The organism is Borreliella americana (genome assembly GCF_032595795.2).
GTDB classification, from domain to species: Bacteria; Spirochaetota; Spirochaetia; order Borreliales; family Borreliaceae; genus Borreliella; species Borreliella americana.
This window is the reverse complement of the sequence record NZ_CP132449.1, coordinates 1-25,728: the sequence shown is the minus strand read 5'-3', so window position 1 is coordinate 25,728 and position 25,728 is coordinate 1. Positions and strand designations below refer to the sequence as shown.

General features: G+C 28.1%; 26 protein-coding genes. 15 read left to right on the top strand and 11 right to left on the bottom strand.

The window, feature by feature from the left end; genetic code table 11:
• Positions 1-39 precede the first annotated feature (39 nt).
• Together QIA00_RS00130 and QIA00_RS00125 are read left to right on the top strand one after the other, a co-directional pair.
• On the top strand, positions 40-945 hold the full coding sequence (locus QIA00_RS00130) for a bifunctional 5,10-methylenetetrahydrofolate dehydrogenase/5,10-methenyltetrahydrofolate cyclohydrolase (RefSeq protein WP_316256797.1): 906 nt from the start codon (positions 40-42) through the stop codon (positions 943-945).
• Positions 946-1,677: a YebC/PmpR family DNA-binding transcriptional regulator gene (locus tag QIA00_RS00125; protein ID WP_316256795.1), complete on the top strand. Its 732-nt coding sequence runs from the start codon at positions 946-948 to the stop codon at positions 1,675-1,677.
• A gap of 6 nt (positions 1,678-1,683) precedes the next feature.
• Here QIA00_RS00125 and QIA00_RS00120 read toward each other — a convergent pair whose 3' ends face one another.
• On the bottom strand, positions 1,684-2,823 hold the full coding sequence (locus QIA00_RS00120) for a PQQ-dependent sugar dehydrogenase (protein ID WP_316256793.1): 1,140 nt from the start codon (positions 2,821-2,823) through the stop codon (positions 1,684-1,686).
• Between the two features lie 79 nt (positions 2,824-2,902).
• Between QIA00_RS00120 and ruvA the strand changes: the two genes are divergently transcribed.
• The 6 genes from ruvA (at position 2,903) to QIA00_RS00090 (ending at position 8,846) form a co-directional block, all read left to right on the top strand.
• The gene (gene ruvA / locus QIA00_RS00115) at positions 2,903-3,496 is read left to right on the top strand and encodes a Holliday junction branch migration protein RuvA (protein ID WP_316256792.1); all 594 of its coding nucleotides are present in this window, start codon (positions 2,903-2,905) and stop codon (positions 3,494-3,496) included.
• 44 nt (positions 3,497-3,540) lie between these two features.
• Positions 3,541-4,587 carry a Holliday junction branch migration DNA helicase RuvB gene (gene ruvB, locus QIA00_RS00110; RefSeq protein WP_316256791.1) on the top strand — a complete coding sequence of 349 codons (1,047 nt, stop codon included), beginning with the start codon at positions 3,541-3,543 and terminating at the stop codon, positions 4,585-4,587.
• Positions 4,562-5,602 carry a tRNA preQ1(34) S-adenosylmethionine ribosyltransferase-isomerase QueA gene (gene queA / locus QIA00_RS00105; protein WP_316256790.1) on the top strand — a complete coding sequence of 347 codons (1,041 nt, stop codon included), beginning with the start codon at positions 4,562-4,564 and terminating at the stop codon, positions 5,600-5,602. The genes ruvB and queA overlap by 26 nt, the downstream gene beginning before the upstream one ends.
• A gap of 71 nt (positions 5,603-5,673) precedes the next feature.
• Complete coding sequence (locus QIA00_RS00100) at positions 5,674-7,341, top strand: diphosphate--fructose-6-phosphate 1-phosphotransferase (RefSeq protein ID WP_316256789.1); 1,668 nt, start codon at positions 5,674-5,676, stop codon at positions 7,339-7,341.
• 7 nt (positions 7,342-7,348) lie between these two features.
• Positions 7,349-7,861 (top strand): hypothetical protein, encoded by a 513-nt coding sequence (locus QIA00_RS00095; RefSeq protein ID WP_316256787.1) that lies wholly within the window; start codon positions 7,349-7,351, stop codon positions 7,859-7,861.
• A gap of 4 nt (positions 7,862-7,865) precedes the next feature.
• Complete coding sequence (locus tag QIA00_RS00090) at positions 7,866-8,846, top strand: RluA family pseudouridine synthase (RefSeq protein ID WP_316256786.1); 981 nt, start codon at positions 7,866-7,868, stop codon at positions 8,844-8,846.
• 11 nt (positions 8,847-8,857) lie between these two features.
• Here the strand turns inward: QIA00_RS00090 and QIA00_RS00085 are convergent, their stop codons facing one another.
• Positions 8,858-9,808: a YitT family protein gene (locus QIA00_RS00085; protein WP_316256785.1), complete on the bottom strand. Its 951-nt coding sequence runs from the start codon at positions 9,806-9,808 to the stop codon at positions 8,858-8,860.
• A gap of 128 nt (positions 9,809-9,936) precedes the next feature.
• Between QIA00_RS00085 and QIA00_RS00080 the strand changes: the two genes are divergently transcribed.
• Positions 9,937-10,311, top strand: coding sequence for a rhodanese-like domain-containing protein (locus QIA00_RS00080; RefSeq protein WP_231013934.1), 375 nt, complete (start codon positions 9,937-9,939; stop codon positions 10,309-10,311).
• Positions 10,311-10,931, top strand: coding sequence for a uridine kinase (gene udk, locus QIA00_RS00075; RefSeq protein WP_301426838.1), 621 nt, complete (start codon positions 10,311-10,313; stop codon positions 10,929-10,931). Before QIA00_RS00080 ends, udk begins: the two co-directional genes overlap by 1 nt.
• On the opposite strand, the gene priA is transcribed toward udk, so the two are convergent.
• The 7 genes from priA to cdaA are packed head-to-tail and all read right to left on the bottom strand — an operon-like array spanning position 10,928 to position 17,241.
• Positions 10,928-12,922, bottom strand: coding sequence for a replication restart helicase PriA (priA, locus tag QIA00_RS00070; RefSeq protein WP_316256784.1), 1,995 nt, complete (start codon positions 12,920-12,922; stop codon positions 10,928-10,930). The two genes, udk and priA, sit on opposite strands and share 4 nt — an antisense overlap.
• Complete coding sequence (locus QIA00_RS00065; RefSeq protein ID WP_316256783.1) at positions 12,915-13,514, bottom strand: uracil-DNA glycosylase family protein; 600 nt, start codon at positions 13,512-13,514, stop codon at positions 12,915-12,917. Before QIA00_RS00065 ends, priA begins: the two co-directional genes overlap by 8 nt.
• Entirely contained in the window at positions 13,507-14,247 is a 741-nt protein-coding gene (truA, locus tag QIA00_RS00060; protein ID WP_316256782.1) for a tRNA pseudouridine(38-40) synthase TruA, read from the bottom strand. The genes QIA00_RS00065 and truA overlap by 8 nt, the downstream gene beginning before the upstream one ends.
• Entirely contained in the window at positions 14,248-15,087 is an 840-nt protein-coding gene (locus tag QIA00_RS00055; protein ID WP_301426833.1) for a DUF2225 domain-containing protein, read from the bottom strand.
• A 3-nt stretch (positions 15,088-15,090) separates the two neighbouring features.
• A complete protein-coding gene (acpS, locus tag QIA00_RS00050) occupies positions 15,091-15,465 on the bottom strand; it encodes a holo-ACP synthase (protein ID WP_231013942.1) in 375 nt (124 codons plus the stop codon).
• Positions 15,462-16,466 (bottom strand): YbbR-like domain-containing protein, encoded by a 1,005-nt coding sequence (locus QIA00_RS00045; RefSeq protein WP_301426831.1) that lies wholly within the window; start codon positions 16,464-16,466, stop codon positions 15,462-15,464. Before QIA00_RS00045 ends, acpS begins: the two co-directional genes overlap by 4 nt.
• A 4-nt stretch (positions 16,467-16,470) precedes the next feature.
• The gene (gene cdaA / locus QIA00_RS00040; RefSeq protein ID WP_316256780.1) at positions 16,471-17,241 is read right to left on the bottom strand and encodes a diadenylate cyclase CdaA; all 771 of its coding nucleotides are present in this window, start codon (positions 17,239-17,241) and stop codon (positions 16,471-16,473) included.
• A 104-nt stretch (positions 17,242-17,345) separates the two neighbouring features.
• Between cdaA and QIA00_RS00035 the strand changes: the two genes are divergently transcribed.
• The 3 genes from QIA00_RS00035 to trpS all read left to right on the top strand — a co-directional run bounded on the left by QIA00_RS00035 (position 17,346) and on the right by trpS (position 20,410).
• Positions 17,346-18,203, top strand: a complete 858-nt coding sequence (locus tag QIA00_RS00035; RefSeq protein ID WP_316256779.1) for an HAD family hydrolase — start codon at positions 17,346-17,348, stop codon at positions 18,201-18,203.
• Positions 18,204-18,264: 61 nt separating this feature from the next.
• Positions 18,265-19,353 carry an AI-2E family transporter gene (locus tag QIA00_RS00030; RefSeq protein ID WP_316256778.1) on the top strand — a complete coding sequence of 363 codons (1,089 nt, stop codon included), beginning with the start codon at positions 18,265-18,267 and terminating at the stop codon, positions 19,351-19,353.
• A gap of 1 nt (position 19,354) precedes the next feature.
• Entirely contained in the window at positions 19,355-20,410 is a 1,056-nt protein-coding gene (trpS, locus tag QIA00_RS00025) for a tryptophan--tRNA ligase (protein WP_316256777.1), read from the top strand.
• A gap of 62 nt (positions 20,411-20,472) precedes the next feature.
• Here the strand turns inward: trpS and QIA00_RS00020 are convergent, their stop codons facing one another.
• Entirely contained in the window at positions 20,473-22,269 is a 1,797-nt protein-coding gene (locus tag QIA00_RS00020; protein WP_316256776.1) for a phosphoglucomutase, read from the bottom strand.
• A 148-nt stretch (positions 22,270-22,417) separates the two neighbouring features.
• On the opposite strand from QIA00_RS00020, the gene QIA00_RS00015 reads away from it, so the two are divergent.
• Together QIA00_RS00015 and QIA00_RS00010 are read left to right on the top strand one after the other, a co-directional pair.
• Positions 22,418-23,884, top strand: coding sequence for a UTP--glucose-1-phosphate uridylyltransferase (locus tag QIA00_RS00015; protein ID WP_316256775.1), 1,467 nt, complete (start codon positions 22,418-22,420; stop codon positions 23,882-23,884).
• On the top strand, positions 23,872-24,900 hold the full coding sequence (locus QIA00_RS00010) for a glycoside hydrolase family 3 N-terminal domain-containing protein (protein WP_316256774.1): 1,029 nt from the start codon (positions 23,872-23,874) through the stop codon (positions 24,898-24,900). Before QIA00_RS00015 ends, QIA00_RS00010 begins: the two co-directional genes overlap by 13 nt.
• Positions 24,901-24,972: 72 nt before the next feature.
• On the opposite strand, the gene QIA00_RS00005 is transcribed toward QIA00_RS00010, so the two are convergent.
• Entirely contained in the window at positions 24,973-25,551 is a 579-nt protein-coding gene (locus QIA00_RS00005; protein ID WP_316256773.1) for a hypothetical protein, read from the bottom strand.
• Between the last annotated feature and the right edge of the window lie 177 nt (positions 25,552-25,728).

Genomic DNA, 25,728 nt, shown 5'->3' with positions numbered 1-25,728 from the left:
TAATATTAAGGTAATCTTATTAGGTTTAAGGGGCATATTTTGAATACTGTGTTTAATGGAAAAGATTTTGCGAATAAGTATTATTTAATGCTCAAAGAATTCTTAAAGCAGTATGACTTGAGAGATAAAATTTCATTAAAAGTTATTTTGGCAAATGCTGATCCTGCAAGCAAGCTTTATGTTTCAATTAAAAGTCGAGTTGCAAAAGAGATTGGCTTAAATGTTGAAGTAATTAAATTTTCTACAAACTCTGTTCAAAGCGATATTTTAAAAGTAATTGATAGAGAAAATAAAAATTTAAGTACAGATGGAATTATTGTTCAATTACCCCTTTTGAAAGGTATGGATTTAAATTCTATTTTAAATGGTATAGTTTATTCAAAAGATGTTGATGGCTTATCTTTTGTTAATTTAGGAAAAATGATTTTGGGCGATAAAAAAGGATTTATTCCTTGTACAGCTCTTGCTGTATTAAAGATTTTGCGAGATGAAGGAATAAAAACATTAGGAAAAACTGTTGTTGTGGTTGGTAGAAGTCCTCTTGTAGGAAGGCCCATTTCAATATTACTCTCATCAAAACCTTATGATGCAACTGTTATTACTTGTCACAGCAAGAGCATTTATTTAGATGTTTATTTGAGACAGGCAGATATTGTTATTTCTGCTGTTGGTAAGCCTAGGTTAATAGATAAAAGCATGTTGAGCGGAAAGCCTTATGTTATTGATATTGGTATTTCTGAAATTGAGACTGATAACGGAAAAATTCTTTCAGGCGATACAGATTTTGATAATATTAAAGAGTGTGTTAAATTTATTACTCCTGTTAAGGGTGGAATAGGTCCTGTTACGGTTCTTATGTTAATGTTTAATACAATTAAGGCTCATTTGATTAATAATAAGATGTTTGACATTTTAGATCGATTAGAAAAATTGGTGGAGGTGTAAGTGTCTGGACACAGTAAATGGTCAACAATAAAGAGAAAAAAAGGTGCTCTTGATGCAAAGCGTAATAAAATTTTTACAAAGCTAATAAGAGAAATAACCATTGCAGCTAAAATAGGAGGTGGGGATATTGAATCTAATCCGAGACTAAGGGTAGCTGTTAATAAGGCTAAGGTTGCCAATATGCCAAAAGATAATATTGAGAAGGCAATAAAAAAGGGCATTGGTGGTAATGAGGGGGTTGAATATTTTGAAATAACTTATGAAGCTTATGCTCCTTACGGGGTAGCTTTAATGATTAAGTGCTTAACAGACAATAAAAACAGAACCTCTAGCGATGTAAAAAGTGTTCTTGCAAAAGGTGGAGGATCTCTGGGTACTCCAGGGTCAGTCTCATATATGTTTTACAGAAAGGGTCTTATTGTTTACAATTTAGGAAAATATCTTGAGGATGAAATAATGGAATTTGCACTAGAAGTTGGTGCTGAAGATATTTTAGTTTCAAACAATGAGGCAGAAGTTATAACAAGTTCCGATGATTTTGATAAAGTTTTATCTTTTTTAAAAACTAAATTTAAAGAAGAGGTGGCAGAGATAGCTTTAATTCCTGAAAATAAAATTTCTTTAAACAAAGAGCAAGCAGAAAAAATAATTCTTCTTGTTGAAAAGCTTGAAGATTTTGATGATGTTCAGGAAGTAATTCATAATTTGGAAATTCCAGAAGAATTAAGTTAATTTTATTTAAATCTTTTCGTAGTAAACTCTGTATATTTTATTTCCAAAATCATCTGTAAAAAGAATTGAACCATCATAATATGTGATTATATCAACAGGGCGCCCAAATTTAGAGTTGTTGTGCTTTAAAAACCCATATAAAAAAGTCTTATAATTTTTTGCTGTTCTGGTTTTAGAATTAATGTCCAGTGTTGTTATTTTGTAGCCAACAGGAGAAGATCTGTTCCATGAGCCGTGTTCTGCTATGAATAATTTATTTATATATTCTTTTGGAAAGTTATTTCCTCTGTAAAAGTGTATTCCAAGTGGAGCGACATGTGCGGGAAGTTCGTAAATAGATGGGTTAAACTTAGTGTTTTTGGGTGCTTTGTTATAAAAACCGTAATTTTTTTGATTTTTCCCAAACACATAGGGAAATCCAAAATGCTCTTTATATTTGGTTATTACGTTTATTTCATCTGGGGGAATGTCGTCTCCTAATCCGTCTTGGCCATTGTCACTAAAATATATTTCATTGCTAATTGGATGAAAATCAAATCCAACTGAGTTTCTCACTCCAAAAGCCACTATTTCTTCTTTTTTTGTTTTTAAATCGATGCTAAGGATTATTGCTTCTTTTTGGGGAGGAATTTTAACATTGTGTTGGGATCCTATGTTTACCACTAATTTGTTATTTTTGGGATCCACTTTAATGTAACGCCCTGCGTGCATTTTGGTATTATTTTTTGGTAAAAGTGTAAAAATTTGCATTTTCCATGTATATTCTTTATTTGATTTTATGCTTTTATTAATTTCTTCTTTTACATTTTCAACTACATATATTTTATCGATAGAAGATATATAGAGTTTATTATCCCAATAAGCAATACCAATGGGTTTTTGTAGAGTTTTTGCTATGGTATAAATTTTTTTGTTTTTTGTTACAAGGTATGCAAAAGTGCTTCCAGATCCTATGAATATGTTTCCTTCTTGATCGCTTGTGATTCCTCTAGGTTTTTCAATTGTATTGTTTAAAAAAATTTCGACTTTAAATCCATTGGGAACTTTTAGTGTGCTTGTTGTTTCTTCTGCTTTCATAGTTATAGATGAGATTAAGAAAATAGTTGTAAGTAATTGAAAATAGCTATTTAAAAATTGATTTTTCATTTAGTGTCCTTTTTATACTTAAGGCTTTTGTTTTAAATTGTTGGATGTTTCTGTGTAATATAATTTATAATTTAATTATATGATAAATAAGATTCATGGTAAAGTTATAGAAAAAAAAGAATCTAGTTTAGTTTTACTGACTACTGTTTTTGAATTTGAACTTTCAGTTAGTGCATTTTGCCTTGCTAATTTTAATTTGTCAGACAAAGTAGAATTATTTACTTATCTTTATACAAGAGAAAATGAGTTAAAACTTTTTGGATTTTTAAATTCAGATGAAAGGGAGATCTTTAAAGGGCTTATTGGAGTAAGCGGAATAGGCCCAAGAGCCGCTTTAAGAGTGTTATCCAATATAAGGTATAATGAGTTTAAGGAGGCTATTGATAGAGAGGACGTTGAACTTGTTTCTAAAATCAAAGGCATTGGCAAAAAAATGGCTGGTAAAATGTTTTTACATCTTCAAGGCAAGCTTTTGATTAATAGTGAGCTTGAATCTACCAGTCTTTTTAGATTTAAAGAATTAGAAGAATCAATTGTTAGTATGGGATTTGATAGAAAAATTGTTAATAGCAAGATTAGAGAGGCTTTTAATTTAGCTGAATTTTCAAATTTAAAAGATTCTGAAAAGGAGCAGTTTTTATTTAAGGAGGTTTTAAAAAGAATTTCGAATTAATTGTTAGTTTTTTGTAGCTATAAAATAGGTTTTAAGGGGTGTTTATGAAAGACGAAAATAGCAGTATAAGCTTTTTAAGCTCTAATGAAAATTATTTATATGATAAGAGTGAAAATGAGCTTAGGCCCAAAGTTTTTGAAGATTTTAAAGGTCAGGTTAATGTTAAAGAAACCCTTAGCATTTTTATAAAAGCTTCCAAAGAGAGAGATGAAGCCCTAGATCATGTGTTTTTAAGCGGTCCACCGGGTCTTGGAAAAACTACTCTTGCAAGTATCATTGCCTTTGAGATGAATGCTTCGATTAAAATTACTTCAGCGCCAGCTTTTGACAAGCCCAAAGATATTATTGGTATTTTAACAGGTCTTGATGAGAAGAGTGTTTTATTTATTGATGAAATACATAGGCTCAGACCAATAATAGAAGAAATGCTTTGTATTGCCATGGAAGATTATGAGCTGGATTGGGTAATAGGGCAAGGAGCTAATGCAAGAACTGTTCGAATGCCACTTCCAAAATTCACATTGATTGGAGCTACTACTAAACCGGGAAAAGTAACATCTCCACTTTATGCGAGATTTGGAATTACTGCAAGATTTGAGCTTTACAGCGAAATAGAGCTTGTTGAGATAATAAAGAGAAATTCTGTTATTTTAAATATTGAAATAGAAGAGGATGCTGCTTTTCTTCTTGCAAGAAGTTCAAGAGGGACTCCTCGAATAGCAAATAGATTGTTAAGACGAATAAGAGATATTGCTCAAGTAGCTGGAAGTTTGGTTATTACAAGTGATATTGTTTCAATTGGGCTTGAAATGCTTAGAATTGATGGAGAAGGCCTTGATGAGCAAGATAGAAATATTTTAAGAAGTTTAATATTGAAATTTAATGGAGGACCTGTAGGTGTTGATACTTTAGCTATTTCTGTAGGGGAAACAGCAGATTCTCTTGAAGACTTTTATGAGCCTTATTTAATTATGAAAGGATTTATCAGTAGAACTCACAGAGGTCGTAAAGCTACTGAGTTTGCGTATCTTCACTTAAACTTAGAGATGAAAGAGGACGGTATTAATGAGAACCAAAGAGTTTCATTTTAATTTGCCCTATTCTTTAATAGCTCAATATCCAAGTGAAAAAAGAGGATCTTCAAGGCTAATGGTACTAGATCCTAAATTGCAAAAAATTTACCATGAAGATTCTGTAAACAATATTTTAAAATATATAAATAGTGACACTTTTATTATTTTTAATAATTCAAAAGTTAGAAAATCAAGAATGTATGCAGAATCAGAGATGGGCAGTAATATTGAATTTTTAATTTTGGATAGAATTGACACCAATGTGTTTACTGCGCTTATTTCTAAGTCTAAAAAGCAAATTGTTGGCAATCTTTACAAATTTCCTGAAGGAGTAATAGGTGAAATTTTGTCAAAAAATAGTAGTGAGATTGTTTTAAAATTTGATGTTGATATTGGAGAAGATTATTTTGAAAAACATGGTTTTGTTCCCATACCTCCTTACATTAAAAGAGATTATGAGAAAATAGATGAAGATCGATATCAAACTGTTTATTCTAAATGCATTGGCTCTGCAGCTTCTGCAACTGCAGGGTTGCATTTCAGCAGAGATTTGTTTTCTGCTTTTGAAAAGAACCATATTGAATATGATTTTATTACTCTTCATGTGGGGCTTGGTACTTTTCTTCCCGTAAGATCAAAAAAGGTTGAAGAACACAATATGCATTTTGAAACTTTTTTAATAAAAGATTGTGTGGCTAATAGATTGGAGAATGCAAAATTTCTTGGTAAAAAAATTTTATCAATTGGTACTACAACTCTTAGGGCTTTAGAGTCATCTTATGACAATAAACTTAAGAAGTTTAAAACAGGTCAGCAAAGTACAAATCTTTTTATTTATCCTGGCAAGAACTATTGTTTCAAGTTTGTTGACATGCTTTTTACAAATTTCCACACACCACAATCTACTCTTTTGATGTTGGTCGCTTCATTTGCAGGCAAAGATTTTTTGTTTAGTTCTTATGAAGAAGCTATAAATACAGGTTATAAATTTTTTTCTTATGGTGATGCTATGTTAGTTTTAAATCATATATAGATATTAGTTGTGAATTATTTTAATATTTAAGTTATGATAGGGCTTAATTTAAATCATTAGGAGGAAAATGTATGAATACTTCTCTTTTTAAACAAGAAAGGCAAAAGTATGTTCCTAAATTGCCAAATATTTTAAAAGAAAATTTTAATAATATTAGTTTAGTTTATGGAGAAAAGACCGAAGCAATTCAAGATAGACAGGCGTTAAAAGAATTTTTTAAGAATACTTATGGGTTGCCAATTGTAAGTTTTACCGAGGGAAAGTCCAGTTTGTCTTTTTCAAAAGCTTTAAATATTGGAATTATTCTTTCTGGGGGGCCTGCTCCTGGGGGGCATAATGTTATATCTGGCGTTTTTGATGCAATAAAAAAATTTAATCCAAATTCAAAGATTTTTGGGTTTAAAGGGGGCCCTTTAGGCCTGTTAGAAAATGACAAAATTGAACTTACTGAGAGTTTAGTAAATTCTTATAGAAATACCGGGGGGTTTGATATTGTATCTTCTGGAAGAACAAAAATAGAAACGGAAGAACATTATAAGAAAGCCTTATTTGTTGCCAAAGAAAACAATCTTAATGCAATTATTATTATTGGTGGTGATGATTCAAATACCAATGCTGCTATTCTTGCTGAATATTTCAAAAAGAAAGGAGAGAATATTCAAGTTATTGGAGTTCCAAAGACAATTGATGCTGATCTTAAGAATTATCATGTTGAAATTTCATTTGGGTTTGATTCTGCTACAAAAATTTATTCCGAGATGATAGGTAATTTATGTAGAGATGCCATGTCAACTAAAAAACATTGGCATTTTGTCAAACTTATGGGTAGGAGTGCATCTCATGTTGCTTTAGAATGTGCTTTAAAAACTCATCCAAACATTTGCATTGTGTCTGAGGAGGTTTTGGCTAAAAAGAAAACTTTGTCTGAGATTGTTGATGAAATGGTGTTTGTTATTTTAAAGAGATCTTTAAATGGGGATAATTTTGGAATAGTTATAGTTCCTGAAGGGCTTATTGAGTTTATTCCAGAAGTTAAGTCTTTAATGGTTGAATTATGTGATATTTTTGATAAAAATGAAAGTGAGTTTAAGGGGCTTAATATTGAAGGGATGAAAGAAGTTTTTGTTGCTAAGCTTAGTGATTATATGAAGAGAGTTTATTTGTCTTTGCCCTTGTTCATTCAATTTGAACTTGTAAATTCAATTTTGGAAAGAGATCCTCATGGGAATTTTAATGTTTCAAGAGTTCCTACTGAAAAATTATTTATTGAAATGGTTCAATCAAGATTAAATGAGTTGAAAAAAAAGGGAGAATATAAGAGGAGTTTTACCCCAGTTGATCATTTCTTTGGCTATGAAGGTAGAAGTGCTTTTCCTTCTAATTTTGACAGTGATTATTGTTATAGTTTGGGATATAATGCTGTTGTTCTTATTTTAAATGGCCTTACAGGCTATATGTCTTGTATAAAAAATTTAAATTTGAAACCAACAGATTGGATTGCAGGAGGAGTGCCTCTAACAATGTTGATGAACATGGAAGAAAGGTATGGAGAGAAAAAGCCTGTTATAAAAAAAACCCTAGTTGATTTAGAAGGAAAGCCATTTAAAGAGTTTGTTAAAAATCGTGATAAGTGGGCTTTGAATAATTTATATTTATGTCCAGGTCCTGTGCAGTATTTTGGTTCTTCTGAGATTGTTGATGAAATAACTGAGACTTTAAAGTTAGAATCATTAAAGTAGAAAGTTTATGCTTATTAGAAGCTTGTTGTTATTCTTTAGTGTTTTGAATGTTTATTCAAATTCACTTGATTATTTCAAGCCCAATTTTAATTATTTAAAGCTAAGTATTGCTAAAAGTTTGCCATTGCAAGACAAATCAACTTCCAGTGGCAATTTTATTTCTCATCAAAAAAATAATAATATGTCTGTTGCTGATAATGACGATTCTTTTCTTTATAAAAATATTCAAGAGAATAAAGCTTTAAATCTTGAGAATGATCTTGAGTCAAAATCAGCAAAAGATTTGTTTAGGTTTTCAGCTATTAGTATTGGATCTTTTCCAATAGTTTTATTTTTAAGCTTGTTTTTTTTTGATGTGGGCTACTATTTTTATAGCGGAATGAATACAAATTACGCTCCATATCCTTTTTCAAATGGTCCTAGTTTTTCAAAAGATGAGATTTATAAAAAATTTATTGTTTCAGCTTCTATTAGTGCAATAGTTGCACTAACTATTGCTTTGATTGATTATTTTCTTTAATGATATGATAAGACTTAAAAAAGAATTTACCGTTAAAGAAAATGCTCTAAGATTGGATCTTTACCTATCAAGCAATTTGGAAGTTTTTACTAGAAGTCAGATTAAAAGAAGAAATGTAGAGGCGTTTAAAAAGAGTAATGGAAAATTTTTGAAGATAAAATTGTCCAAGCCCGTTTTTAAAGATGATGAAATACTAATTGAATTTGACGAGGAAGGTAATCAAATTGATTATCTTAGGCCGAGTAATATCCCTATTGCTATAATTTATGAAGACTCTAATGTTGTTGTTTTGAATAAACCACAAGGAATTTTGAGTCATCCTGGAATATCACATTGGGATGATACTGTTGTAAATTTTCTTTTATATCATGTAAAAAGTTTGAAAATTAATTTTAATGAAGAAAAAATTAGACCCGGAATTGTTCATAGATTAGATAAAGATACCTCCGGAGTTCTAATTTGTGCAAAAAACATTAGCACGTTAAGATTTTTAGCTCAGCAGTTTAAAGATAAAAAGACAAATAAAGTTTACATTGCAATTGTTAAGGGTAATTTTAATAGTTTTTTTGGAAGTATTGAATCTTTTATAGATAGAGATAAATACAATAGGAAAAAATTTAGTGTTTCTAAAGATAGGGGTAAAAAGGCATTAACAGAATATAGATTGTTGCTCAATTTTGGGGAATATTCTCTTTTAGCTTTAAAGCCTAAAACTGGTCGTACCCATCAATTGAGAGTTCATATGAGATATCTTAATTTTCCAATATTGGGAGATGAAGTTTATGGCAGAGCAGACGGCAGTTTAAAAAAAATCACTCTGATGCTTCATTCTTATAAGCTTGAAATTGATATTGGAAAAAATTCTTTTAGGAAATTCATTTCTGAATTTCCTAAAAGATTTGTTATTTTTTTGTCAAATTTTTACAAGAGCGATGAATTGAATTTGATTATTGATAATTTGGTTCTCTTCTTAAGAGATTTTTAATTTGAAATTTCTTATTTTAATGATATTGGATCAGTTATTATTTTGCCCCCAGTGATTTCATTAGTGTTAATAACAGTAATGAAACAATTTGGATCAACTTTTTGTGATATATATTTAATTCTTGACAAACGCATTATTGGAACTACTATAAATACTATAGTTTTTTCTGTTCCTGCCCAAGCTCCTTTTCCGTCTATTAATGTAGCGCCTAATTTTAACTTGTTTGTAAGAAGATAAGCAATTTCTTTTCCTTTATCTGAAATGATTAATATTGCTTTTTGATTGCCAAATCCAGTGCTTGTTTTGTCTGTCATTATAGATGTTACAAATGATGCTATTAGTGTATAAAGGGCGATTTCAATATTAAAGAAAAAGGTTGCAAGTATTAATACCATCAAATTAACTATGAAGTTTGTTGTTCCAATACTTATTGAATATTTTTCTTTAATAATCATAGCAATTATATCTGATCCCCCTGAAGATCCTTTGCCCTTAAAGATTAGCCCAAGCCCAAGTCCAGAAATAAGTCCAGCTAGTATTGATACAAGCATCATATCGTTAAGATGTATTTTATTTTGTAAAAACTGGGAGTAGTTTATGATAATAGAATATAATCCCATTGAAATCCAACTTTGAATTATAAATGTTATGTTTAAAAATTTTATTCCAATAAGAAATAATGGTATGTTTAATGCAAATATTGTCCACCCCAAATTGAAGCTTAATAGATAATGTAGCATTAATGAAATGCCCCCAATTCCCCCACTAAGAAGTCCATGAGGAATATACAAAACATTGGTGGAAATTGCCATTAATGCAGAGCCTAAAGTTATTTGCATTGTGCTATCAAATATTAATTTAGGATTTTTAGTTATAGTTTTTAATTTTTTTATTATTATTATTAATAATAGTTTGAGTTTTTTTTTAATTCTACGACAACGTATCTTTTTTTTCTTTTTCATTTTAATGCTAGAGTTACTTTTAAGCTACAAGCTAGTAATTTACTTGAATTCTATATTAATTTTGCAAAAAAAACAATTTGATTCACTTTTTTTATTTTTTTTGATATCATGTTCATGAAACTATGGCGATGAATTATGCAAGATTTGTAGTATTAATAGTTGTGCTTTTTTTTTATATTTGGTTTTTTATTATCCTTAGGATGAAAAGAGCTAATATGTTTTTGTTGGAAAAAATCCAAAATGGAGCAAAAATTTTGGATATTCGATCTCCCAAAGAATATAATAAATCTCATTATTTAAAATCAATTAACATTCCTTTTAATAATTTATTTGCTAAAAAGGATAAATTAGGCGATTTTGATTCCCAAATAATTGTTTATGGCAAAAGCTTTAATAAGTCTTACGAGGCTAAAAAAGTTTTAAAAAGCATGGGATTTAAGAATGTGTTTGTTGCTGGTACCTTGAAAGACATGCCACAAGCTAAAAAAAAAGAAGTTGGTTGATGGCTAAGATTATTGGGATATCTGGTGGTTCTGGAAGCGGAAAAACTACGGTTGTAAGCAAGATTAGTGAGTTTATTCCAGAATTTGTCCTTATTTCTCAAGATAATTACTATAAGAGTGTGGGGGATTATGAACATGAATTTTCTAAGGTAAATTTTGATCATCCGGATGCTTTTGATAATAATTTGTTTTATGAGCATTTAAAAAATTTAAAAGAAAATAGTCCAATAGATATGCCCCTTTACGATTTTATTAATCATAAAAGACAGCTTAAAACGGTTTTGGTTGTTCCAACTCCTGTTGTTATTGTTGAGGGTATTATGATTTTTGTTGAAGAGAGAGTAAGAAATTTAATAGATCTTAAAATATATATTGATACTCCAAATGATATTAGATTTATTAGGCGCTTAAGAAGAGATATTTCCAAAAGAGGACGTACTGTAGAGTCGGTGATTGATCAGTATTTAAATACCACTAGATGGGGTTATTATAGATTTATTGAGCCTACAAAAGAATATGCTGATCTTATTATTCCTGAGGGAGGTCACAATGATAAAGCGCTTTATGTGCTTTCAACGTTTCTTAAGTCTTTAAGTAAAGAGGGATTAGATTTTACCTAAATTAATGATATTGGGTAATAATCTATTTCAATATAAACAGTATTTGTCGGTTTTACCTTTTCTCTTGTCTTGTTAACTAGTTTTTCAAGCAGGCTGTAGGATTTTGACAAGTATATTATATTATATCTATAATTTTTAGATATTTTCTTCATAATAGCTTCTGATGGGCCCAAGTGTTCAATTCCTTCTTGCAAAAATTCTTTAGATTTTTCAAAAAATTCCCAACATTTTTGTTTAACCGATTCTTCATTTTTGCTTCTAAATATTATTCTAATAATTTTGTTAAACGGAGGGTAGTTCAATTTTTTTCTTATATCTAGTTCTTGTTCGTAAAATTGTTCATATTGGCTCTTATAAGCATATTTTATGGCATAATAATTGGGATTTTTTGTTTGTATAATAATTGTGTTGTCATTTTTAAATCTTGCAGCTCTTCCCATAATTTGTGAGAGTGTTGTAAAAATTCTTTCGCTACTTCTAAAATCAGGCAGTCCTATTCCAATGTCTGCATTGATTATACCTAGTGTTTTTATATTTTCAAAATTAAATCCTTTTGAGATGATTTGTGTTCCAACAAGTATGTCTATTTCTTGATTTTCGAATTTATTTATTGAATCTATATTTTCTATTTTTGTAATATCAGAATCTATTCTTGCAATTTTTGCATTTGGCAAAAATTTTTTTAATTCTTTTTCAACAAGTTGAATTCCATAGGTTTTGTATTTAATGTCTTTTGATTCACATTGAGGGCAATGGCTTGCTGTTTTTGTTTTATAACTACAATAGTGGCATAAAAGTTTGTTTTCTTTTTTATGATAAATCAAGCCAAATGAGCAATTTGGACAACAAATTGTATGCCCACATTCGTTGCATTCTAGATTTTTTAGATATCCTCTTTTATTAATGAAAATCAAAGATTGTCTTTTTTCATTTAAACTTTTTTGTATACTGTATAATAGCTCTGATGAAATTGTGCTAGGTTCTTTTTTCATATTTATTATTTTTATATCTTCTATTTTGCTTTGAAAGAATTTGTTTTGCATTATTATTTTTTTTATTTGGTTATTTTTCATTGCATGGTATGCTTCAAGAGAAGGTGTTGCGCTTCCCATAACAAATTTAGCATTAAATTTTTTTTGTAAAAAAAATGATATGTGTCTTGAGTGAAATCTTGGAATATTTTCAGATTTGTATGTAGTTTCGTGTTCTTCGTCCATAATTATTAATTTTAATTTAGTGAAAGGCAGCATTAAAACACTTTTGATTCCAATGACAACCAAACTTTCTCCATTTTTAACTTTATTCCATATTAAATTTTTATTAGAATTTGTAACTTTAGAGTTATATTCATAAATTTTGTGGTGCATATTTAATGCACATTTTATTCTTTTTATTATTTGATATCCCAATGATATTTCGGGAATCAAAAAAAGTACTTGTTGTTCTAGTGCTAAATAGTATTCACACAGTTTGATAAATATTTCAGTTTTTCCAGATCCAGGTATTCCAAAAAGATAAAAAACATTAGTTTTTTCTGACCCGATAATTTCCTTGAAAGTATTTTGTTGTTCGCTGTTTAGCTGAAGGCATTTTTTATGATCCGGATGCTCATTTATTAGCTCATTTATTGAAAGTAATGTTTGATTTTTTTTAGTTTTTGAATTTTTGGGCAATCCAAAGAATAAAGTTTCTCCAAATCCCGAAAATGTTTTTTTACTAATCCAATGTGCTAAATTAATGTTATGTTCTGTTATTATTTTAGTTGTATCTATTATTTTGATAATTTCTTTTATTTTGAATTCAAATTTTTCATTAAATTCGTTTTCAAAATATTTTTTAATAATTATTCCAATTTTATTGGAGCCATTAAAATTAACCATTACTCTTATTCCAATTTCTAGATTTAAGTTAAATCTGTAAAAAAAAAGTTTATTTAAAGGAATATTTATTGCGATTTCATAGTAATAAGTTGAATGATAACGTTCAACCATATTTTATTATGCCTTTTATTATTTTTAAATCTTGCCATATTTCTTTTTTTAATTCTGGATTTTTTATTTGATTTGCAGGAAGATATGTGAAAACCAGTGGAATGCCTTTAAATCTTAGCTCTATTCCTCTTACAATTTGAATTCTTAGTGGTTGATTTAAGAAAAAATCTATTTCTTCGCAAGATAAAATCGCTTTAGGATTTTTGTTGCTGATTTCTAAGTTAAGTGATTCAATAGTGTCTATTATTTTATAATTGTATATGTTTATGCTTTTGCACCATTTTGTTATAATGTCTTTTGAAGGCTCGTTGAGATAGTTTTTGTTTACATATATTATGATATGATCGTTGATACTTTTTTCTTGTAAACCATTATTTAACAATATGTTTGTTGAATTTTTGTTTTCTAAAGGTATTTTTGTAGGTTTTTTGATATTTTCGTTTTTTTGATAAATTTTAGTGCTTTTAGCTTTTTCTATTTTTTGTTTAATTTCATTGTCTATTTCTTCAAAATTTTCTGTAATTTTGCCTTCGATATTATTTGTCAATATTTTAAGAAAAAAAAGTTTTTTAGTTAAAATACTATTATTCATAGTAAACTCTTTCTAAAAATAAAGCATTTGCAGGTGCAGTTGTTCTTGCAAGGTTTCTATTTTTTGATTTTAGTATTGTTTCAAAAGTAGAAATTGATTCTTTTTTTATTTCAATGTCCAGCATTGTGCCTATTATTGATCTTACCATTTTCCACAAGAAAGAAGATCCTATTATTTCAAAAATAATATATTTTCCTCTTTTCTTAAATTTGGCAAAATGTATATGCCTAAATTTAGATTTGCTTTCATCTTTTATGCATGAAAATGTGGTAAAATCATGGTTTCCAATCAATGTTTTAGCCATTTGGTTTAAATTGTTTATGTTTAGTTTTTTATTTACATGGTGAGCTTGATAACCTTCCCAGGGATAGTAGTTGTCGCTGTTTAATATAAAATAGCTATATTTTCTTTTTTGAGCGTTAAAACGTGGATGAAATGAATTTTTCACATACTTGAGCTTTAGTATTTTGATACTGTTTTTTGATAAGATTGCATTTAGTGCTTTTTTTAGATTGTTTAGCCGAATATTAATGCTTATATTAAAAGTTATTATTTGCCTTTTTGCATGAACGCCTTTATCTGTTCTTCCGGATGAATGAATTTTTACTTTTTTTTTGTTGATTTTCATTAGGGCTTTTTCAATTTCTCCTTGAACTGTAGGCTTTGTTGGTTGTATTTGGAATCCATGGTATATAGACCCGTCGTAAGCGATTTCGGCTAATATTTTTTTCATTTACTTAAGAGTTTTCATTTCCTTTGATATTTTAAAGTAAACTTCTTTGATTTTATCTAAAAGTATTGAAGGCTTTTCTTTTGAAAATTTACCCATGCCTGCTATTTTAGAAAGAGTGGTTTTTATGTCGTTTAATTGTTTATATCTGTATTCTTTATTGTCTTTATTTCCATAAAAGTATTCTAGAAGACCGGATAAGTATAGTACACTATCATAGCCATAATTTTTATCTGTATCTGGGCCAAATATGGTTGATGCACTAACAGGTTCTGAATTGTCTTTATCTTTTTCAATAACTAGTTTATAAAGATATGCAGCTTTGTGGTAAAATATTTTCTGAAGATAATTGTAGTTTTTGTTTGGTTCTTCTTTTTCAAGGTCTCCAAATGTCCAAGCAGCCCTTATTGCCGATTTTGCTTGATTTAATGTGGGGTTATAATTTTTTTCCAGATGCTCATAACATAGCATGGCAAGAATATAACTTGCAGCTCCTTCTTTTAATGTTCTAGGTTTACTGAAGTTGATCATGTTGTCAAAAATCTCATTTATTTTTTTTCTTTCGGATTTTTTATTTTGCAAAATTTCTTTCTTGTTTTTAGGGATTGAATTAAATTCGCTTGGGAATGCTGCAAAGTAACATTTTGGGCATACTGTTATAGAATATATTCTAGGATAAATGTTGCCATATTTGTCGTTTTTTATATATTCTCTTTTTAGATCAATTTGTAACTCGCCAGCTATTAATCTGCTGCTTCCAGTAAAAAATTCTTCTTTTTGAAATTTAAAAGAGCATAAAGAACATTCGATTTTTTCTTTTGTAAAATATGATATTTTTTTCATGAATTAATTTTCTACTATTACAAATGCAATAGCGTACTCCTTTTCATGGGATATTGTTAGGTATAGCTTTAAATTCATTTTTATTGCAAATTTTTCAACTTCATTATGCAAACAAAACCCCACATTTCCTTTTAAGGATTTTATTACCTCAATATCTTTAAGGGTATAATTTATTTTATATTGCAACAGTGGACTTAATGCTTTTATTAAAGATTCTTTAGCTGCAAATTTTCCAGCTAAACTTTCTATAATGCTACCCCCTTTTAATTTAAAATTTTCAATTTCGTTATGTGTAAAGAACCTCTCCATTTTTTTTTTATTTTCTAAGAAATTTTTAAATCTTTCTACTTTTATTATATCACATCCTATTGATTTCATGGTTTGGTCTCTGAGCTTTCAATTATTTCTAGTTTTATTTTTTTGGGCTCATAATCATATATTTCTGTTTCATTGATATTCTCTTTAAGAATTATATTTGTAGCAATGTTATAAGTCCCGGGAGTTTTTATATCTGCTAAATCAAAAGCAAGGCTTATATTTTGATTGTTTATGTGAGCTTTAATTTGTTTTTCAGAAAGTCTTGTTTTTATTTTTACAAACATTTTATTTTCTGGGTTTATTATTTTTTCTTTATCTTTAATTTCAAGGCCATTTTTAAGATTATTAAAAATAAGATTAGGAGATTTTATTGTTGTATTTGAATATTTTTTGTTTAAATAAATATTGACCACCACATGACTTTTTTCAAACATAACTAGAGGGTTTGGTGGAACTACTTCAAGATAATCTGATACGAATAGGGTTCTTGTGTCAAATTCTTTTACGTTGGTTTGAATAGTGTTTATTTTTTTGAGCTCTTGTTCAGGTCCATATACTAATAAATTCTCAGGTAATATATTGTATTTTGCAATAAAATATTCCCCCTTGCTATCTTTTTCTATAAGTTTAAACTTAGGTTCTATTTTAACTAATTTAGAGACTTTGTTATCAAGATTTAGCAATACATTTGTTTTTGAAAGCTTATATTCTGCAATATGTATTGAGTTAAGATTTTTTATTTTTATTGGTAGTTTATAGTTTCCAGGAATCTTTATGTTTGATGCTTCAATAAATAATATTATTTTATTAAGATCAAGGTATTTTAAGTCATCTTTGTTGACTTTTATTGTAATCTTGACTTTACTAAATTCTGGCATTTTTCCAAGAGCTATTTGATCATTCAAGACAATTTTGAATTCTTTTTCAGTTGTTATTGATTCTATTTTATTAAAATTAAATGCTACAAGCATTAGAATAGCTATTAAAATGGAAATAGCTTTGTTTTGCCAATCATCAAATAGCAACTTTATTATATTTATTATTTTTTTGCCTATTTTCATTATTTTACTCTATTAGTTCGAGATTTAACTTATTTCTAATTTCACTTAAGCTTAAATTGTATTCCAATTTTGCATTGATTGTAATAGAAATAGACCCAGTTTCTTCGGAGGTTATTATTGTTATTGCATCGGAGTTTTCAGAAATTCCAAGTCCTGCTCTATGCCTTGTTCCAAATGCTTTGCTAATAGAATCAACATTAGATAATGGTAAAAATGAGCCTGCATATTTTAATTTATTTTTACTAATTATTACGGCTCCGTCGTGAAGGGGAGTTTCGCGTTCAAATAGTGATATTAGCAGTTCACTAGATATTAGTGCATCAATTTTAGTTCCTTTGTTTATTATTTGTTCCAACTGTATTTTTTTTTCAATGCATATCAGGCTGCCAGATTTGTTTTCAGATAGATGTTTGACTGCTTTTAAGATTTCAGAAATAACCTTTAAAGTTTCTTCTTTTTTATTTGAGAGCTTAAAGGCTAAATTGAAATTTCCAATTTGCATTATTATTTTTTTTATTTCTTGATTAAAAAGTATGACTATTGCTATTGGTAATATCTTGGCTATATAATTTAACAGCCAACTAATAGTATAGAGATTTAAATAATATGAGATAATTCCTATAGAAATGATGATTAACATTCCTTTTAATAGATTTGTAGAATAAGAATTGATTACGTTTTTATATATGTAGTATACTAGGATGCTAATTAAGCTTAGATCTAAGATTCTTGAAAAAGTATCTTTTATTTGATTTAAATCATTTATGTCTATCATAAATTTTCTACTCAATGTGAAAACACTATACTTATTAACCTATATTAGTATAATATAAAATATACAAATAAGCACAGTTTGTAATTATTTAAATTAAATTGTTTATGAATGAAAGAGGAAACATTATAGCCTTAATATTTGATTTTGACAATACTCTTATTTATGGTAATATGCAGCAAGTACTATTTGATGAGTATTGTGTTGATTCTTGTTCCTTTTGGAGAGAAGTTGAAGGTTTAGAGTATGTTTATAGGCAAAACGGTTATAATATAATTTCTAATGAAATGATATATTTATCCCATTTTTTAACCTACGTAAGGGAAGGGTTTTTTGAAAATCTAGATAATAGAGTATTATTTAATTTGGGTGCTAAGTTAAGATTTTTTGAAGGGGTTATTGGTTTATTTGATGAAATATCTGAAATAAATAAAAAGTTGGAAAATAATAATTCGCAGGTTAAAATTTACATTGTTTCAAGCGGGTTTAGACAAATGATTTTGGGAAGCAAAATTGCGCCCTATGTGAGTAAAGTGTGGGCATGTGAGTTTATAGATTCTTATTTGATGCCTTTTTACGAACTCAGAGATGATAAATTTTCTAAAAATAAGATTTTAAGCAGTGTTTGCTACTTTGTAGATCATACAATAAAAACCAGGGTGATTTTTGAAATCAATAAAGGGTCTTATGAGAAGATTAATGAAAGAGTGCCAAAGAGTAAAAGACAAATTCCTTTTAAAAATATATTTTATATTGCAGATGGATTTAGCGATATTCCGGCATTTGAAATCTTAAATAATATTTTGAAACATTGTGGAAATACTTTGACGGTATATCATGGAAATGATAAGAATGCAAAAAAATTATTTTATGAGAATAGAGTTGGAGATTTTGCTGAGGCCAATTATAGTAAGGGTACTAAATTGTATAATTGGATAATGGAGAAAATTTGCTTGAGCGTATGATTCACATAGCTTATTTTTGTTTAGTTGATAGAAGCAGTAAAAAAAACGAAAAGAAGGGAATATGCTTGAAGATTTAAATACAAATCAAGGGTTAAAACCTTGGAGAGTGGAATCTGTTTTTTATTGTATTGTCATAGTTTTAATATTTATTGGGGCTTTTAAAATAGCAGAAACCGTATTTAAACCTTTGGCTATTTCCATAGTGTTGGGATTTTTGGTTTATCCTGTTTATACTTTTTTAGCAAGATTCAAAGTTCCAAAATTTTTAATAGTTTTTATTATATTTTTTTTATTATTTTCTTTTTCTTATTTGATTTTTAGTTTTGTTTATTACAGCGTTACTGTTTTAATGAAGCAGTTGCCTTACTATCAAAATCAATTAGCATTTATTATGAAAGATGTGCTTGGTAGATATAAAATTGATAGTTCTGTTATTAATGATATGAATTTCTCTGGTTACATTTATCCATTTTTAACAAGAGCTTATAATGAGATTATCGGATTTACAAGTAGTTTGGTAGTAGTATTTTTGTTGTTGTATTTTATGCTTTCAGAAATACATGTTTTTGAAATTAAACTTGATAAAGCTTTTAAAAAGCCGGTATCTACTAGATTTATTGGGGCTTTAGATACCATTAATAACCAAATTGGCAAATATTTGGGAATAAAAATTCTTGTGAGTTGCTTAACAGGCATTTTAGTATTTATTGGATTAACTTTGTTTGGGCAAGATTTTCCTCTTGTTTGGGCAGTTCTTTCCTTTGTTTTCAATTTTATTCCCAGTATTGGGTCCATATTAGCTGTGTTTTTTATTGTAATAACATCTTTAATTCAATTTTATCCGAATTTAAACATAGTGCTTTATATTTTTATATATAATACTTCTATTCAAATGTTGATTGGAAATATTCTTGAGCCAAAAATGCAGGGTAAAAGACTTGATATTTCACCATTTTTGCTCTTATGTTTTTTGTTTTTTTGGGGATGGCTTTGGGGTATCGTTGGTCTTTTAATATCTTATCCTTTTACTGTTATTGTAAAGGTAATAGTTGACAATGTGAGTTGGCTTAAGTCTTTTTCTGTATTTTTAGGTGGTTCTGAGATTTTAAGTAATATTGGTCATATTTCGGGTAAAGGTAAGGAGATTTAATTTGAAAAGAAAGGTTATGCTTACGGGAGATAGGCCTACTGGTGCTCTTCATTTAGGACACTATGTGGGGTCTGTAGTAAATCGGTTAAAATTTCAAGAAGAGTATGAAACATATTTTATTATAGCCGATTTACATACTTTAACTACAAAGCCTGACTTGAGGAGCATCAATACAATACCTTCTAATGTTAGAGAAATGGTTTTAGATTATCTTGCTTGTGGGATTAATCCTGATAAGGTTAGTATATATCTGCAATCAGCCATACCTGAGCTTTTTGAGCTCCATTTAATATTTTCAATGATTGTTACTGTTGCGCGCTTGCAAAGGATTCCAAGTATAAAAGACATGAGCATTGCGGCTGGACTTAAAGAGATTCCTTATGGTCTTTTGGGGTATCCTGTTCTTATGAGCGCAGATATTTTAATGACAAAAGCAAATTTAGTTCCCGTTGGACGTGATAATGAATCTCATATTGAATTTGCAAGAGAGCTTGCAAGAAGGTTTAACCATTTGTACAAAAATAATTTTTTCCCAATACCCGAATCTGTTTTCACAGATTCTCGTCCTTTGGTGGGTATTTACGGCAAAAATAAAATGAGCAAGAGTCTTAATAATGCAATTTTTTTAAACGATGATGAAAATTTATTAGAAAGAAAAATTATGTCTATGTATACAGATCCAAATAGAATAAGGGCGGATATTCCTGGTAATGTTGAAGGCAATCCCGTTTTTATATATCATAGCTTTTTTAATAGTAATCATGAAGAAGTTGAAGATCTTAAAAGTAGATATAAGAAGGGTAAAGTAGGTGATGTTGAGGTTAAGAAAAAATTGTTTTTAGCTTTGAATAGCTTTTTAAAACCAATAAGAGAGAAAAGAAGTTTTTATGAAGCCAAAAAAAAAGATTACATTGATGAAATTATTTTTGATGGTACTAGCAAGGCAAGGTTTATTGCAAATAAAGTAGTAAAAGATGTTAAGGATTTAATAGGACTTTCAAAAACTTGGAATGGAATAAAATATAGTGCTGAGAAAAAATTAAAAAATGAAGAATAAAAATTATTGATTTTATGCTAGACTTATATTAGTGATTAACTTATTATTTAAATCAAACAATATTAATTATTAGGAAAGTTTGCCTTTTTTATTAGTCTTTTGTTGAATTCTAATAGTTTGAACAAAATATTTCTTTTTGTATAAATAACTTCGCTGAGTACTCTTGTTACTGGTTCTGTCTTTGAGATTCTCATCCATAAGGTTGCAACAACAATTTCTTTATTGGTTTTTAGCAATACCTTTAATCCGCCCGAAGAATCTCCTGTTCTAATCTTAGGTTGTCTTTTTCCTTCATAGTTAATGATTTCATAATCAACTATTGATAATTCTTGAAATAACTTATTGCTCTTTATCTCTTTAATCAATAGATTTTCATAATTGCTTTTTAAAATTTCTTGATTTTCTATTTTTAGATTTGTTAAATTGGCTTTCTTGGATGATGCTATTACATTACTATAAAAATTTGTTGTATTTAAAATATCTTTTAAGTCGTACTTTTCTTTATAGTGGTTTTTGGACAATTTACACCATATTTGGTAAAGTTCTTTCATTTTTAATAATTTTACGATACTAAGTATCGTAGTAATTGGGTCTCTTACCCTTGAAGGATGGATTATGCAGCCCCCATTTGATCCCTCTCCTGAGATTTTTACAATCAATCCCTGGGCCCTCAAATCATCTGCCATTTCTGTTATATTAGCTTCTCCAACCTCTACTCTATAAACTTTGGCGTTGAAAAAATTTGCAATTTTTTCAATATTTAGAGATGTTGCATCATTGGTTACTATTGCTATGTTATTTTTTATTCCTATATAATAAAGATAGCTAAGCTCTGAAATTACTACAAGTGCAAATATTTTTTGTGCTTCGATGATATTTGCGGTGTTTGTGGCTTTATCTATAAACACTAAATTGCCCCTATCTCCATCACAATCTGGTACATATCCTAGCTCAAAAGAATTGTCTTGTATATATTTATTTTGTAGTAGCTTTTTACATTCATTTAAAGATTTTCCTTCAGGAATAATGTTGTGCTTAAAAATACCTATTTCGTCATTATATAATTCTACTTTCAATCCCAAAGATTCTATTAATTCTTTATCTATTGAGTTAATTCTGGAACTTCCGTTCATTTCTGCTATTATTCCAATTGGATTTTTTATTATTCTTTTCTTTAAAATTTCAATATTTTTATTGTTAATATTGTTTTCATATGCTATTTTATGTATTAATGCTTTATAAGCCTCATAAGATTGGTTTTTATTTTTTCTTTCTAATTTTATTATTTTATTATAATGCTCTAAATGGGATTTATCTTTATCAAATTTGTTTAGAGTGTTAACTAAATGGTTTATTAGCTTTTCATTTTGGCTATTGTTTTTAATTTGTTGTATTATTTCATGGGCTTTTGTAGAATTTAGTACACCGCCATCGTTTAACCCTATTTTTATTCCATTGTATCCTGTTGGATTATGGCTTGCGGAAATGTAAATAAATCCTTTTGAATCTTTGTTGTTTTTTGTATAAGCTAAAATTTCAGTTATTGGAAGTATTCCAAAAAACCTAATCTTTTCTTTGTTTGTTATTAATATTTTTATTGTTATTTCTGCAATAATGTTGCCAGTTGGTCTTGAGTCTAATCCTAATCCAATATAGGGCTTAGATTCATTTTTGAAATAATTTGATATTGTGAAGATTATTAGTGCTATTAGCGCTTTATCTTCATTATTTATTTCAGTTTCTGTTGAATCTTCATTTTTTGATTTTGCAAAAATTTTTCTAAATCCTGAAGGAGAAAATATCATCTCATTAAAAGCTTTTTTAAAATTTTTCATGTTAAGTGAATATTGTTTAAGCATGTAAATTTCTTCTCATTGATATTCTAGCCATATTATTGCTATAATTAGTTAATTATAGCAATAATATGGTCACTTATTTTATTATACTCAAAAATTTATTTTTTTGCTTATATTAATAAGCTTTTTTTAAGGGTTTTGGTTTTAACTGATGAGTGTTAAAGTTGATGAAATTTTTTCTGAAATGATACTTGAAAAACTTAATTCCGGTGAGATTTGTCCTAATACTTTTGAATCCATTAAATATTTTCCTTGCGATAACCATAAAAATATTTTGAATATTTCGGATAAAATTTTGAGGTTTAAGTTCGACAAAGGCTTGGTTGAAGATAATTTAAAAAAATATTTTCATGATTTTTCTAAATTTTTGCAATCAGAAGAAGGTGATTGTTATATTTTTTCTTCTGATGATCTTAAAAATTTGGGTTTAATGCTTTTTCCATACCTTTCTTTTGGAATCTTAAATGGGGGCTCCGCAACAAGTTATTTTGATTTAGCTAAAAATAGGGCGTTAAATGAAGATTTATATATGCTATATGAATCTAAAATACTTGAATTTAAAGAAAAATTTGGAGAATTTCCAAAGGGGATAACACCAGCTTATATTAACAAAGATGGTAGTTCTGGATTTTCATTTTTGGCTTTGAAAATTAGGCATCTTTTAATGGTTGCTAAAAGATATGAATCTGTTTATGGCAAAATGATTAAGCCTTCAATATTTCAAATGACTAGTTGCAAAACAGATAAATTTATTTCAAAATTTTTGGATGATTTATTTGTAGATGATTTGATTAAAAGTGTAAATTTTTGCGATTTAAAAAAAGAAGATGTTTTCACAGCTGTTCAACCTTTAGTTTATTGTTATGAAAAGCTGAATAACTCTAATTATCAATATTTTACTCTTAAAAATAATAAAAATGCTAATTCTATTTTGGCTTTGCCTGCTGGTCATGGTCAAAATTTTAAAATTTTAAAAGATATTTATTTGAAGCTTTATGAATCTGGTAAAAGATTTGTATATATTGGTAATGTTGATAATATAGGATTTACAGCTAATTTTAAAGCACTTGCTGTAATGGCCTTGACCAATTATTCTTCTGGGTTTGAATTTAGTTTTAAAAGCAAGGAGGATTTTAAGGGGGGGATCTTGGCAGTAAATGGTGAAAATCGTTTAACTTGTGTTGATATTGGTGGGGGGATTTCTTCAGAGATTGTGCAAGAGTTTGAAAATAAGGGTAATAGACTATTATTTAATTGTGCAACTGGACTTTTTAATTTAGAGTATTTGATAAAAAATATTGATGAAATAATAGAAAAAATGCCCATTAGAATTATAAAGCAAGATAAAGAGATTGGTAAATATATTTCGGTTGAGCAAATAACGTGGGAAGTGTTAAAATTAATTGAAAATCCATTAATTTTAACAGTTGATAGAAATAAAAGATTTATTCCTGCAAAGTTATTTATTGATATGTTGCTTAATAGTAATCTTGAAGATAGATGTGGATATTGTTGTAAGAAGAAGGTCGATAATTCTACCAAGAATTATAACGCTCTTTCTGATTTGTTATCAAAAGATTATGGTTTACTTTGTGGGCTATATAAATGGACTTTTTGAAAACTTTATATTTTTTATTTTTTAGCTTTTTTTGTTTAAATTTATTTGCAATAGAATCTTTACCCGAAATAGATTATGAATATTTTAACAAGGATAAATCAGATCTTGTAGATTTGATAAAATTTTTGGGTGAATCAGATTTTCAAACTATTTTAAAAGATAGAAACTTATTTATCGGGATTAGAAATTTAACAAATTTAAAGAATGTTCAAGGGCTTAATGCCGATGATATTAATAGAATAAAAAAGATTAATCCGATTGGTATAATTTTATTTAGAGAAAATTTGAAAGATGCTCAGCAGACAAAGGGATTGATTAGTACAATAAAGAGTCATATTGGCCATGATATTTTTATTGCTATTGATGAGGAAGGGGGAATAGTTAGTAGAGCTGGTGAAAATAAAAAAATGGGGGTTTATAATTTTCCAGCCATGGAGCATGTGGGAGGTGTTAAAGATTTGCATCTTATTTATAAAATTGGTGAGGTTCTTGCTAAACAATTGCGTAGACTGGGTATTAATTTAAATATGGCCCCAGTCGCCGACATAAAATTTGCGCCACATACTCCTTTATTAAATAGGACGTTCGGAGGATATTCTGCTTATAATATCGGACTTATGGTAGAAGCTTTTATTGATGGAATGCAGAATCATGGAGTATTTTCGGCAATCAAACATTTTCCTGGATTGGGGGGAACAACCATAGATACACATAAATATTTAGCATTTTTGCCTTATAGTAAAAGCTTTTTAATGTTAAATAATTTTGTTCCATTTGTTTTTGGTAGAGCTGCTAAATTTATTATGATTGGGCATGTAAATGTTCCTAAAATTTCTAAAGATATAACTAGCATGTCTAAAAATATTGTTAATATTATAAGAGAAAATTTAAATATTACTAGTATAATGATGACAGATTCTTATGATATGGGAGCAATTACAAGAAGTTTTTCTAATATTGAAAATGCTATTAAAAAGTCTTTAAGTTCGGGTGTCAATGTGGTCCTTGTTCCTTAGTGTAATTGTTTTAAAGATTTGTTTTGTGTCTTTTGCAATTTGCATTATTTTACCATAAATTCCATAAATTATTTATTGTATAAATATAGAAATTCCTAGATCTAAAAGAACAAATTCTTTAAAAGAAGTTGATAATTTATAGTAAATACTATAATTATTAGGTATGAAATCAATTTCAAATTTGAAGGTAATTAGGGGAAGAATTGGATAGAGAAATGCATTGGTTGTTTTTCCTATAAATATAGTAGTTCTTAGAGTTAAATCAACTTGTGTTCCAATAAAGAATTTTATATTAAGTGTATCAGTTAAAATTGAATATTTAGCAATGTAAATAGTGAAAGCTAAATTGAAATAAGCATTTGAAATAAAATTTTTATTTGTTGGGATAGTAAAAAAATTTATAGGGCTGAATTGTATTTCAATCCATTCATTATAAGATGTCAATATTCCGATAAATGCAATGTATTTGTAGTTTTCATTGTAAAAGATAGGATTTATATAATTATGATAAATTATGCCTATTTTTAATTTTTTTTTTATTATATCCTCTTTAGGGAATTTCCAGTTAGAAGTATTTAATTTATTTTGAAAACAAAATAAATTAACACTACATATTAATAAAAAGATTAAGAAATTAGAAATACTTTTCATTATTTGTTGGTTTGTATATAATTATATACAAACCAACAAATAATGAAAAGTATTTCTAATTTCTAATTTTTCTAATTTCTAATTTTTCTAATTTCTAATTTTTCTAATTTCTAATTAGTTAGTTTCGATTGATTTGGCTTTTTATTTCAATCTTTTTATACTATTGGATATTATTTA

Coding starts and splice junctions, on each gene's coding strand:
- QIA00_RS00120 (WP_316256793.1), bottom strand. CDS start 2,823: ATGAAAAATCAATTTTTAAATAGCTATTTTCAATTACTTACAACTATT.
- ruvA (WP_316256792.1), top strand. CDS start 2,903: ATGATAAATAAGATTCATGGTAAAGTTATAGAAAAAAAAGAATCTAGT.
- ruvB (WP_316256791.1), top strand. CDS start 3,541: ATGAAAGACGAAAATAGCAGTATAAGCTTTTTAAGCTCTAATGAAAAT.
- queA (WP_316256790.1), top strand. CDS start 4,562: ATGAGAACCAAAGAGTTTCATTTTAATTTGCCCTATTCTTTAATAGCT.
- QIA00_RS00100 (WP_316256789.1), top strand. CDS start 5,674: ATGAATACTTCTCTTTTTAAACAAGAAAGGCAAAAGTATGTTCCTAAA.
- QIA00_RS00095 (WP_316256787.1), top strand. CDS start 7,349: ATGCTTATTAGAAGCTTGTTGTTATTCTTTAGTGTTTTGAATGTTTAT.
- QIA00_RS00090 (WP_316256786.1), top strand. CDS start 7,866: ATGATAAGACTTAAAAAAGAATTTACCGTTAAAGAAAATGCTCTAAGA.
- QIA00_RS00085 (WP_316256785.1), bottom strand. CDS start 9,808: ATGAAAAAGAAAAAAAAGATACGTTGTCGTAGAATTAAAAAAAAACTC.
- QIA00_RS00080 (WP_231013934.1), top strand. CDS start 9,937: ATGAATTATGCAAGATTTGTAGTATTAATAGTTGTGCTTTTTTTTTAT.
- udk (WP_301426838.1), top strand. CDS start 10,311: ATGGCTAAGATTATTGGGATATCTGGTGGTTCTGGAAGCGGAAAAACT.
- priA (WP_316256784.1), bottom strand. CDS start 12,922: ATGGTTGAACGTTATCATTCAACTTATTACTATGAAATCGCAATAAAT.
- QIA00_RS00065 (WP_316256783.1), bottom strand. CDS start 13,514: ATGAATAATAGTATTTTAACTAAAAAACTTTTTTTTCTTAAAATATTG.
- truA (WP_316256782.1), bottom strand. CDS start 14,247: ATGAAAAAAATATTAGCCGAAATCGCTTACGACGGGTCTATATACCAT.
- QIA00_RS00055 (WP_301426833.1), bottom strand. CDS start 15,087: ATGAAAAAAATATCATATTTTACAAAAGAAAAAATCGAATGTTCTTTA.
- acpS (WP_231013942.1), bottom strand. CDS start 15,465: ATGAAATCAATAGGATGTGATATAATAAAAGTAGAAAGATTTAAAAAT.
- QIA00_RS00045 (WP_301426831.1), bottom strand. CDS start 16,466: ATGAAAATAGGCAAAAAAATAATAAATATAATAAAGTTGCTATTTGAT.
- cdaA (WP_316256780.1), bottom strand. CDS start 17,241: ATGATAGACATAAATGATTTAAATCAAATAAAAGATACTTTTTCAAGA.
- QIA00_RS00035 (WP_316256779.1), top strand. CDS start 17,346: ATGAATGAAAGAGGAAACATTATAGCCTTAATATTTGATTTTGACAAT.
- QIA00_RS00030 (WP_316256778.1), top strand. CDS start 18,265: ATGCTTGAAGATTTAAATACAAATCAAGGGTTAAAACCTTGGAGAGTG.
- QIA00_RS00020 (WP_316256776.1), bottom strand. CDS start 22,269: ATGCTTAAACAATATTCACTTAACATGAAAAATTTTAAAAAAGCTTTT.
- QIA00_RS00015 (WP_316256775.1), top strand. CDS start 22,418: ATGAGTGTTAAAGTTGATGAAATTTTTTCTGAAATGATACTTGAAAAA.
- QIA00_RS00010 (WP_316256774.1), top strand. CDS start 23,872: ATGGACTTTTTGAAAACTTTATATTTTTTATTTTTTAGCTTTTTTTGT.
- QIA00_RS00005 (WP_316256773.1), bottom strand. CDS start 25,551: ATGAAAAGTATTTCTAATTTCTTAATCTTTTTATTAATATGTAGTGTT.